11 protein-coding genes are annotated in these 10582 nt (G+C 71.9%); all 11 read right to left on the bottom strand.

Going from position 1 to position 10582, the window contains the following annotated elements:
• A partial coding sequence (locus FNH08_RS33500) for an SDR family NAD(P)-dependent oxidoreductase (protein ID WP_322725928.1) occupies positions 1-614 on the bottom strand: 614 nt, incomplete at its 3' end.
• A gap of 13 nt (positions 615-627) precedes the next feature.
• Positions 628-2181, bottom strand: a complete 1554-nt coding sequence (locus tag FNH08_RS33495) for an MFS transporter (RefSeq protein WP_152775286.1) — start codon at positions 2179-2181, stop codon at positions 628-630.
• 61 nt (positions 2182-2242) lie between these two features.
• Positions 2243-3157: an NAD-dependent epimerase/dehydratase family protein gene (locus FNH08_RS33490; RefSeq protein WP_152775285.1), complete on the bottom strand. Its 915-nt coding sequence runs from the start codon at positions 3155-3157 to the stop codon at positions 2243-2245.
• 3 nt (positions 3158-3160) lie between these two features.
• Complete coding sequence (locus tag FNH08_RS33485) at positions 3161-3691, bottom strand: hypothetical protein (protein WP_152775284.1); 531 nt, start codon at positions 3689-3691, stop codon at positions 3161-3163.
• Entirely contained in the window at positions 3688-5340 is a 1653-nt protein-coding gene (locus tag FNH08_RS33480) for a class I adenylate-forming enzyme family protein (RefSeq protein ID WP_152775283.1), read from the bottom strand. The genes FNH08_RS33485 and FNH08_RS33480 overlap by 4 nt, the downstream gene beginning before the upstream one ends.
• Positions 5327-6136 (bottom strand): beta-ketoacyl-[acyl-carrier-protein] synthase family protein, encoded by an 810-nt coding sequence (locus tag FNH08_RS33475; protein WP_228034502.1) that lies wholly within the window; start codon positions 6134-6136, stop codon positions 5327-5329. Before FNH08_RS33475 ends, FNH08_RS33480 begins: the two co-directional genes overlap by 14 nt.
• Complete coding sequence (locus FNH08_RS33470; protein ID WP_152775282.1) at positions 6133-7290, bottom strand: beta-ketoacyl-[acyl-carrier-protein] synthase family protein; 1158 nt, start codon at positions 7288-7290, stop codon at positions 6133-6135. Before FNH08_RS33470 ends, FNH08_RS33475 begins: the two co-directional genes overlap by 4 nt.
• Entirely contained in the window at positions 7280-7543 is a 264-nt protein-coding gene (locus FNH08_RS33465) for an acyl carrier protein (RefSeq protein WP_152775281.1), read from the bottom strand. Before FNH08_RS33465 ends, FNH08_RS33470 begins: the two co-directional genes overlap by 11 nt.
• Positions 7540-7815: an acyl carrier protein gene (locus FNH08_RS33460; protein WP_152775280.1), complete on the bottom strand. Its 276-nt coding sequence runs from the start codon at positions 7813-7815 to the stop codon at positions 7540-7542. The genes FNH08_RS33465 and FNH08_RS33460 overlap by 4 nt, the downstream gene beginning before the upstream one ends.
• Positions 7816-7898: 83 nt before the next feature.
• A complete protein-coding gene (locus FNH08_RS33455) occupies positions 7899-9314 on the bottom strand; it encodes a class I adenylate-forming enzyme family protein (protein ID WP_152775279.1) in 1416 nt (471 codons plus the stop codon).
• Between the two features lie 5 nt (positions 9315-9319).
• On the bottom strand, positions 9320-10504 hold the full coding sequence (locus FNH08_RS33450; RefSeq protein ID WP_152775278.1) for a 3-dehydroquinate synthase II family protein: 1185 nt from the start codon (positions 10502-10504) through the stop codon (positions 9320-9322).
• Between the last annotated feature and the right edge of the window lie 78 nt (positions 10505-10582).

Raw genomic sequence — 10582 nt, 5'->3', positions numbered from 1 at the left:
GCTGGGGTCTGGGTGAGGAGGTGCCGGCGTTGTCGCTCGGTGAGTGTGCGGGTCATGTCGGTCTCGGTCAGGCCGGGGGCCACGACGTTGCAGGTGATGTCGCGGGGGCCGAGCTCGTGGGTCAGTGAGCGGGCGAAGCCGATCAGGCCCGCCTTCGCCGCCGCGTAGTTGGTCTGGCCGGCGGCGCCGCGCAGGGCCGAGGTGGAGGAGACCAGCACGATACGGCCGTGACCCTGCGCCAGCATCCCGCGCACCGCGCGCCGGGCGACCCGGAAGGCGCCCGTGAGATCGGCGTCGATGACGGAGGTGAAGTCCTCGTCGCTCATCCGCACGAGGAGCCGGTCGTGGCTGACGCCCGCGTTCGCCACCAGGACGGTCACCGGACCGTGGGCGGTCTCGGCCTCCTTGAAGGCCTGGTCCACCTGTTGGCTGTCCCTCACGTCGCACCGCACGGCGAGGAGGTTCTCGGCGGCGGGTGGCCCTTCGCTGCGGAAGGTCACCGCGACCCGGTCTCCCGCCGCCGCGAAGCGGCGCGCTATGGCCAGCCCGATGCCCCTGTTTCCGCCGGTCACGAAGACCGACCGGGCTTCGGACCGTTCTCCCGATGCCGCCACTCCAGTCGCCACGTCAGTCGCCACTTCCGTCCTTTTCTCTCTTGTTCAACCCGATGACGGCCACGACGAATCCGGCGAAGGCCAGTACCGCGGTCCAGAACGTGGCCGAGTACATGGCGTCCAGGAAGGCGCGGTCGGCCGCTGCCGCGAGCTCCGGCAGGCGGAGTGAATCGGCCAGAGCGCGGGCCGACTCGGGCGATGTGCGGGCCTGTGCCGCCGTATCGGGTGACAGGCCCTGAGCGTTGGTGGGCAGGGAGGCGTCCGCCATGCGGTCCCGGTAGACGGCGGAGAGGATCGAGCCCGCCATCGCCACGCCGAGCGTTCCCCCGACCTGGCGCGTGACACTGTTGACGGCCGATCCGGCGCCCGTGAGCTGCGGCGGCACGCCGCGCATCATCACGGCCGTGACCGGTGTGCCGACCAGGCCCATGCCGAAGCCCTGCACCCACAGCAACGCGGCGACGACGGCGATCGGGGTCCGTCCGTCGAACCACAGATAGGCGGCGTACGTGGCCGCCGTGGCCAGGATTCCGGCCGCGATCGTCCACCGGGCGGACAGCAGCCTGCTCATCGTCGGGGACGCCTGGCTGCCCAGGACGATGCCGATCGCGGCGGCGATCATCACCGTTCCGGCCTCGGCGGGGGAGAGCCCTCGGGGGCCCTGGAGGTAGAAGGCCGCGTAGTACAGGTGCGCCGCCAGTGCCATGAACGAGATCAGCAGCACCACGCTTCCCGCCGTGAACCCGGGCTGCCGGAAGAGCCGCAGGTCCAGGCTGGGCGTCGGCGATCTGCGCTGACCGGCCACGAAGACGGTGAGCAGAGCGCCGCCCACGACGAGCGGGAGGAGGACGTGCGCGCCGTACCAGGTCGCTCCGCTGCCGAGCTCGATGATTCCGTAGACCACACCGCCGAGGCCGAGTACCGACAGGGCGAGGCCCGGGAGGTCGAGCACCCTGCGCCCGGGGCCCTTCAGAGAGGGCACCACCGCCATCACACCGGCCAGACAGAGGGCGACGATCGGCACGTTGGCCAGGAACACCGAACCCCACCAGAAGTGGCTGAGCAGCGCCCCGCCCGCGACCGGGCCGACGGCGACGCCCAGGCCGCTGGACGAACTCCAGATCGCGATGGCCCGGGTGCGTTTCTCCTCCGGTGTGCTCTGCACGATGACCGACAGCGTCGCCGGCATCAGCAGCGCGCTGCCCGCTCCCATGAAGGCGCGCGCCACGATCAGCCAGTCGGCGTCCGGTGCGAACGCGCCGGCCGCGGAGGCGGCGCCGAACAGGGCCAGACCGGCGAGGAGGGTGGTCCGAGGACCGAAGCGGTCGGCGAGGGCGCCGCCCGCGAAGAGGGCGCCCGCGAAGACCAGGGTGTAGGAACTGGCCACCCACTCCAACTCGGCGGGTGTCGCGCCGAGGCCGTCGTCCGGGTCGGCCAGCGTGGTCACGGCGACGTTGAGGATCGACGTGTCCAGCCAGATCAGCATCTGGGCGCAGACGACGACGAGGAGGACGGGCCACGAGCGCGAGGGCGCCGCTTGTGTGTCCGTACGGCTCAGGGTGCTCATCGCATGCCTTCCTCATCAGGGGTGACGCCGAGGACTCCGAAGTTCGACCGGTGCCTCGCGGTCATTCCCGGCCCAGCCCGTCGCGCCAGCTCGGACGCGTCGGCTTCCAGCCCAGTGCCGTGCGGGCCCGGTCGTTGGCCGCGCCGCGTGCCGTGGTCAGCTGGTGGGTCATGAACCAGCCCAGCAGCCGGGGCGCGAGCGTCGCCGGGATGGTGCGCGGGGGCCGGGCGCCGAGCGCGTCGGCATAGTGCGACATCCATCGCGCGGCCGGGGCCGGGTCGTCGTCGGTGATGTGGAAGACGCCGGTCGCCGTCGACTCGACGGCCGCCACCGCTGCCTCCACCGCGTCGTCCACGTGCAGGAACGACGTGATTCCGGCCCCGCCCTCCGGCAGCGGCAGCTTCCCGGCCAGCACCCGCTGCCCGGTCCCGCCGTCACGCGCGTACGCGGTCCCGGGGCCGTACAGCGTGCCGTACCGCAGCACCACCCCCGCGAGGCCCCCGGCCGACACCAGCCGCTCCAGCTCCGCGACGGCCCGTACGGTGGCGGCCCAGCCGGGGTCCGGGGCGTCCACGTACAGTGGCGCGTCCTCATCGAGGGCCGGTGGCCCCTCCGGTAGGGCGGCGAAGGCGATGGACTGCGCGACCAGGCGCCGAGCTCCGGCCGCGCGGGCCGCCTCGACCAGATGGGCAGTGCCCTCCGTGCGCAGCCGCGCGGTCTGCGCGAAGGCCGCCGGAGGGTCGTCGCGCAGCAGCCGTAACGCCGACATCTGGTGGACGACCACGTCAGGGCGCGCGGCCGACACGGCCGACCGGACGGCCTCGCGGTCGAGGGCGTCCGCGACCACGACCTGGTCCGCGTCCGGGGCCCGCGACTCCTCGCGGACCAGTGCGCTCACCTCGTGGCCCCGCGCCCGCAACGCGCCCACCAGCGGGCGTCCGACCACTCCGGTGGCGCCGGCGACGAGTACCCGCATACGTCAGCCCTCCCCACCGGCGGAGAGGGGCGTGGCGATCCGCATCAGCAGGCGGCACGCCTTGTCGCCGTCCCGCAGACAGCTCTCGGCCCTGTTCTCCGTGAGGGTCACGCCGAGGCCCTCCGACCAGCCCGCGTGGATGTCCGTGCACGGGCACCGGTAGCCGTCCAGCGAACCGGCCATCCGCACCATGGTGATGGCGAAGCTCCGCTTCAGCGTCAGCACGATCAGGTCGTCGTCCGCCACCTCGGTGGAGGCGTTGCGCAGCTCCGACGGGAACATACGGTCACCGCAGTCGTCGTAGCGGCGCCGCAGTTCCTCCAGATCCTTGCCGGTGTCCCCGCTGTCGGGGAGCGGGCCACTGAAGCGGGCCACGCGCTGTCCGACGTGCAGGGCGACCTTGCCCAGTGCCTCCGCGTTGATCTCGTTCGCGGCCTCCTGCCCGAACCGCGCGGCCACCCCCTGGTACCAGTGGGCGTCGTGCTGCCACCACAGCCGGTACGCCTCCACCGTCCGGGCGCGCTCATTGCTCATGCCTGCTCCTTGGTGGTGAGCCTGTCGCGCATCACTCGTTTGAGGACCTTGCCGGTGGCGCCCTTGGCCACGTCGTCGGGTTTCATCCGCAGGGCTCGGGTGACCGGCGGGAAACCGGCCGCCGCCAGCACGGTGTTGACCCGCTCGGTCCACGCCTCGTCCCCGCCACCCTCGTCCGCGAGCTGGAGCAGCGCGTAGGCGTCGGCCTCCCCGTCGCCGTCCCAGTCCGCCCGTACGCCGTCCGGGGCGAGCCCGACGACCGTGCAGTCGGCCAGCTCGGGCAGTTCGGCCAGCAGGAGTTCCTCGGTGCGGGTGCTGAAGACGATCCCGTCCCGGGTGCGGATGGCGTCCGGTGCCCGGTCGAGGTGGTAGAAGTTGCCATCCTCGTCCTGGTGGGCGAGGTCCCCGGTCAGCCAGTAGCCGCCGAGCCGCATCCGGTTCCAGGTCAGCGAGTCGTTCCAGTAACCGGGCGTGAGCGTGGGGGACTTCAGGCCGAGGCGGCCGATCCTTCCCGGCGGCAGGGGGGTGCCGTCCTCGGCGAGCACGGCGGCCTCGGCGAAGCTGATCGGCCGGCCGACGCAGCGCGAGTAGGCGGAGGTGTCCTTGGTGTGCCGGTTGTGGAAGACGGAGTAGCCGGCCTCCGACGAGCCGAGCCCGTCCACGAAGACCGAGCCGTCGACCCGTACGCGGCTCAGGTCCCGGCCGATCGTCTCGTGACCGCCGTGCGCCACCAGGGCGCGGATGTGTGCCTCGTGCGCGGCGTCCCCGGTGTTGAACCACACCTGCACGCTGGACAGATCACGCTTCGTCAGATCCTCGGCGGCCATCTCGCCGAAGGTCCCGGCGAAGGCGAGCACGGTGGTCGGCCGGAGCTCCTCGACGGCGTCGAGTACGTCGGTGCCGCGCCGGCTGGACAGGAGCGTGATGTCGGTGCGCAGCAGCAGGCAGTACAGCAGCGTCGCCACCATGGCGTTGTGCGCGCCCGGCAGTCCCACCAGGGTGCGCGCCATGTCGGTGCCGGTGGAGTAGCGCAGCCGGTGCAACTGGGCGTACATCAGGGTCCGGTGGGTGTGCGGTACGCCCTTGGGCATGCCGGTGGTGCCGGAGGAGTGCGAGATGAGCACCGGGTCCGTCGCGTCGTGCCGGTACGGGTACGACGGCGGCAGCGACGTGCGGTGCTCCGGGCGGATGCCGTCGGCGGTGACGTGGAAGCCGAGCCCCAAGGCCGCGAATACCTCGCGGTGCCGCTCGTCGGTGAACGCGCCGACCGCGCCCTGCCGGCGTACGTACTCCCGGGCGATCTCGGGGGCCAGGTTGCCGTTGACGAAGGACGGGATCGCGCCGAGGGAGGTCAGCGCCAGGAAGTTCACGGCGAACTCTGCACTGGAGGAGGAGTGGATGGCGACCGGGTCGCGGGGGCGCACGCCGTGAGCGGCGTACCAGCCCGCGTAGGTCTCGACCGCCTCGTACAGCTCGCCGAGCGTCAGCGTCCCGGGGCGGCTGCCGTCCGGGGCCCGCCAGGTGCCGTCCGTCCGCAGCACGGGTTCGTCGAGCGGACGGCCGTACGCTCTCAGGCGCTCCAGGATGTTGCCGGCGCCGAGTTCGGTGTCGGAGCAGATCCGCGCCCGTTCCTGCCTAGTGATGAGCATGGGTCTCCGTCTCGTTGCTTGCCTCGGTGTCTGTGGTCCCGGTGGTGAGGACGAACGGGGTGGGGCCGGGCAGGCGTCGGGTGCCTCCGCCGCGCACAAGCTGTCGGTGGGCGGCGGCCAGGTCGAAGAGGCCCTGGATGCCGCCCGGACGGTCGGAGGTCTCCGCGTCCGGCGTTTCCGCCGGCCTGAGCGTCACCGAGGCATCGGCGCCGGGGCGGCCGAGCAGCGCCGCGGCCGCCAGGCCGGCGGACGCGGGGAGGTCCGGGACCCGGCGGGCGCCGTCGTCGGCCAGTTCCCGGTGCAGGGCGGCCATCCTCTCGCCGCCGCCCAGCTCCACGCCCAGCACCAGAACGCGGTCCAGGTCCGGGTCCTCCAGCAGCAGATCCGCCATGGCCAGCAGTTCGGTGACGGGGTCGTCGAGGGTGGAGACGCTGAACATCTGCCCGGTGATGCCGAACTCCCGGCTGGTGTGGCCCAGTACGGAGTTGGGGGTGGCCTGCATGAACAGCAGCGGGTTGTGGACCTTGCCCGAGACCATGCGCCCGCTGGCGAGGTCGGCCGTCGTGGTGTCGCCCAGCAGACTGGCCAGCGCCACGGCGGTGCGTGATCCTTCACCCGGCCGCTCGGTCAGGCACTGTCTGCTCACCTCGTACGCCAGCGGGCTGAACGCGGACTCCACGAAGCCGGGCAGCCTCGGCAGCGGGATGTCGTCATCTCGGCCGGTGCCGTGTGTCGCGGTGGCCGTGGCCAGGATGCCGAGGGGCGCCCGGATCCGGTACTTCTCGCCGGTCGTCATGGCCTCTCCAGCACGAGTGCGGTGTTGGCGCCCCCGAAGGCGGCGTTGACGGTGAGCGCCCGGCGCAGATCGGCCTGACGCGCCCGGTTCGGCACGTAGTCCAGGTCGCACTCCGGGTCCGGCGCGGTGAACCCGGCGGTCGGCGGCAGTACGCCGTCGGTCAGGGCCAGCAGCGTGATCACGAACTCCACGACGCCGGCCGCCTCCAAGAGGTGGCCGGTGGTGCTCTTGGTGGAGCTGACGGGGAGGGACTCTGCCCGGTCCGGGAAGGCGGCGCGCAGCCCGCGGGTCTCGGCACCGTCGTTGTACTTGGTACCGGTGCCGTGGGCGTTGACGTAGCCGAGGGCCGTTCCGCCCGGATCGTCGGCCAGTCGCAGTGCCTGTCGCGTCGCGCGCGCCAACCCGACGCCCTCCGGGTGCGGTTGGGCGATGTGGTGCGCGTCCGTGGCCGCGCCCCAGCCCACGACGGAAGCCAGCGGCCGGGCGCCCCGGCGCCGGGAATGTTCGGCGGACTCCAGCACGACGACCGCCACCCCGTCGCCCAGCAGCAGCCCGCTGCGGTCCGCGCTGAACGGGCGCACCATGCCGTCCCGGGACAGCGCCCGCCCGGAGTCGAACTTCCCGAAGGTCTCCTCCTCGACCAGGTATCCACCGGCGCAGACCGCGATGTCGGTCCGCCCGGAGGAGATGAGCCGGCAACCGTGGATGATCGCGGCGGCGGAGGCGACACAGGCGTTGGTGAAGGTCAGTTGCGGACCCGTCAAACCGAGCCGCGTGGCCAGCAGTTCGGTGAGGCGCGCCGGTACGGCGTCGGTGGCTCGCTCCACCTCCGCGTTCCGCCAGTACCGCGTGACGCTCGTGTGGTCGCCCGCGACGCCGAGCAGGACCGCCGCCCGGGTGCCGGGGCCCAGGCCCGCCATGTCGAGGGCCTCCGTACCGCACCGGTCCAGGGCGTGGCGCAGGGCCCACTCCTCGACCGCGTCGGGGCCGTCGGGGGCGGCGGCCGCCACCGGCGTACGGTACGGGCCGGTGTCGAACCTGGTGGTGGGCGCGAAGGCGGGGACTCCGGCGAAGACCCCGCGCCGCAGGGCGTCGGCACCGGTGCCGAACGCGGTGCGTACCCCGAATCCGGTCACGGTGACCTCACCGCTCATCGTGGCCGCCCTCCTCGACGGTACGCAGGAACTCGGTGAGCCGCCGTAGTGAGGTGAGCCCGGAGATGTCCTCGTCGCTGGGCTCCACGACCAGGCCGTACCGTTCCTCGACCACGTGCAGGAGCCACACCAACCCGAGCGAGTCCAGGACCAGTTCGGCGTCCTCGCCGAGGTCGTCGGGCAGCCCCGGGAAGACGTTCCGGTCCGACAGCAGTTCCCGGACGGAGTCGGTGGTGAAGGTCGCCGTGCTCATGCCTTCGCACCGCGTCGGACCACCTCGGCGACGAGTCCGCCGAGGGTGAGGGTGGCCAGCGGCTCGATGTCGGTGTCCGGGATCTCCACGCCGAACCGCGACTCCAGCCGCATGGTCAGCTCGATCAGGCTCAGTGAGTCCACTTCCAGCCCGTCGACGGTCATCGGGCTGTCGTCCGTGATGCCGTCGCGGCTCAGCAGGACGTTCATCTCGTCGATGACGGAGGTCAGGATGAACTCGCGGATCACGTCTTCCAGGGTCGACGTACTCATGATCGGTTTCTCCACGTGAGGGGTTGGAGGAAGGGGGGACGGAGAGGGGGCAAGAGAATCGAGTCGGCCGGACGGACCTGCGGCTACGCGCCGCCGCCCGCCCCGGTCGCCCCGGTCGGCACGGCCGCCTGGAGCGCCGCCGCCTGGCGCAGGAGCTTCCCGTTGGACGTGCGGGGCAGGGAGTCCAGCACCCGGATCACGCGCGGCAGCTTGTAGTCGGCCAGCCGCTCCCGGCACCAGCGCAGCAGTTCCGCCGCGGACGGTTGCCCGGGGCCTTCGGCCACCGCGACGTACGCCTCGGTCACGCCCTGGTGGACCAGGACCGCCTGCTGGACCGCCGGATGCTCGCGGAGCACGTTCTCGACCTCCAGCAGGTCCACCTTGAGGCCGCCGACCACGACGAGGGAGTCCGCGCGGCCGTGCACCAGGACCGTGCCGGAGGCGTCCACGGTGGCCCGGTCCCTGGTGTGCAGCCAGCCGTCCGTGTACTGGGTGCCGCCGGAGTCGAAGAGGTACGGCGACTCGTCGAGGGCGACGTCCAGTTCGCCCCGGTGGACACGTACCGTCACACCCGGTGCGGCCCTGCCGACCGCCGGCCGCAGTGTGCCGTGGGCGTCCATGGCGACCACCCCGGTCTCGGTGGTGCCGTAGGACTCGCCGACCGGGAGCCCGTAGCGTTCCGTGAACCGCGTCGCGACCTGCGGGGGCATCAGTTCGCCGCCCGACACCGCGACCCTCAGGTCGGGCAGTGCGGGGGGATCGACGGCGGCGAGGAGTTCGTAGTGCATCGGCACCCCGAACAGGGCGGTGATCCGGTGGTCCACCGCGGTCCGCAGGATGTCGCGGGCGGAGATCCGGGGGGCGAAGACCACGCCGACACCGGCCGCGAGCGAGTGCAGCAGACCGGCGATCAGACCGAAGCTGTGCGCCGTCGAGCTGAGCAGCAGCAGCCGGTCGCCCGTACCCGGCATGCCGGGTACGCGAGTGAAGCGGTCCACCTCGGCGGCGATCGACGAAGTGGTCCGTCCGATCACCTTCGGCCGTCCGGTGGAACCCGAGCTGAACTGGACCAACCGGTGGTCGGTGCCGGCCACCCGGCCGCCGGCGAGGCGCTCGGTGACGACCTCGTGCTCGGAGCGGAAGCCGAACGTCGCCTGGACGTTGGTACCCGCGCTGACCATGAACTGCGGCCGGCAGGAGGCACAGAGCGCGGTGACCTCGGCCGGTTTGAGCCGGAAGTCGAAGAGCAGCACCTGGGCGCCGAGGTGCCAGAGCGCGAGGAGCACCTCGACCTGGGTGAAGCTGGGCGGTGTCCGCAGGCCGACAGTGGTGCCCGCTCGGATGCCGTACCCGGCGAAGAGCGCGGCCTGCTTGGCCACCCGGATCCGTAACTCTCCCCGGGTGATCATTTCCTGTCGATGCGTCAGGTAGGGGAGTGCGTCGTCCTGCGCGTCGAAGAGCCTCCGGACGAGGGTCTCCATGTCGCCCGTATCGGCCATGAGGCTCAGACCTCCTTGCAGAACTCGCCGATGGGCAGGCCGACATGGCGCTTGTCCGTGGCCAGGTAGCCGAGCAACTCGTCACCCTGCTGCAACTCGGTGACGTTGAGGACCTTGCCGCCCGGGCCGAGCACCCGTACGTGCCAGTCGTCCTGCACGGTCAGGCTGACCAGCTGTCCGTCCTCCGCGTGGGTGCGGATCTCCAGCAGCGGCCGGGACTCCAGCTTGGCGCGGCCGACCACGACCCGCCGGGTGCGCCCGTCGGCGCCGACCGCCAGCAGGGCGGTGCCGGAGCCGACCTCGCTGAGGTAGTTGGTGCGGTTGTCGGGGCCGAGCGTGTACGAGTGCAGGGCGCCGGCGTTGACCCGGAACGGCCTGGTCGGCATGTACGGCAGTGGGTGGGTCTCGGAGCAGCACAGCACGAACCCGGAGGAGTAGGAGCCGACGAGGATGCCCTCGTCCTCCTCGAAGTGCGAGCAGGTGTCCACACAGACCCGGTCGCCCAGCCCGACGTGCCGGATGCTCTCCACGGTCAGCGTGGACAACTCCAGCTGAGGCGTGGATGCCTGGAGCAGCCGTGCCAGGGCGAACACCTCGTCGGCGCTGCGGGGTGTGAACAGGATGCCGTCCGAGCCGCGCTCCAGCACGTCGAAGACGATCGCCGCCTCCTCCAGACCGTCGACGACCGTCACCAGGTTGCCCTCCGCCGACTCGGCCGCGGCGAGCACGATCTCCAGCGGGATCTTGGTCGGGTCGGCGAAGTGGATGACGGTGTACGGCAGCGCCATGGCGCCCGCGCAGGAGAGCTGGAGGGTGCGGTCGTCCCGTACGTCGACGAAGCCGGCGACGGGGATGCCGGTGCGGTGGTCGGCGGCGAGGGCGTCCAGCTCGCCTTGGGTGGTGAACTTCCGCAGGAGGACGTCGTATCCGGTGGGGGACTTCGCCTCCCTCGCAGTGTTCTTGGCCGCCTTGTCCTGCGCTTCCTTGTCCTGTTCCCCCTTGTCGGTGGTGGTCTTCTTGGCCCCCGGGCTCCCGGGCACCAGTACCCGTGTGACCGTCGGCGGCAGGGTGCTCAGCAACTCCGCGTCGGCGGAGACCACGCCGGCCATCCGGGCGTGCACGGCCGCGTCCACGACCGCCTGGATCTGCTGGCGGGGTACTTCACGGAGATCGATCCATGCGAACCTCATGCGACACCTGCCACGATCGTCGAGTAGTCGGTGGGGGTGGGGACGGGGGGATGCACGACGGCGGAGAGCCGGGACACC

The organism is Streptomyces spongiae (assembly GCF_009377185.1).
Lineage (GTDB): Bacteria > Actinomycetota > Actinomycetes > Streptomycetales > Streptomycetaceae > Streptomyces > Streptomyces spongiae.
Note: the sequence above shows the minus strand (reverse complement) of the source record. Positions and strands in the feature narration are given on the sequence as shown.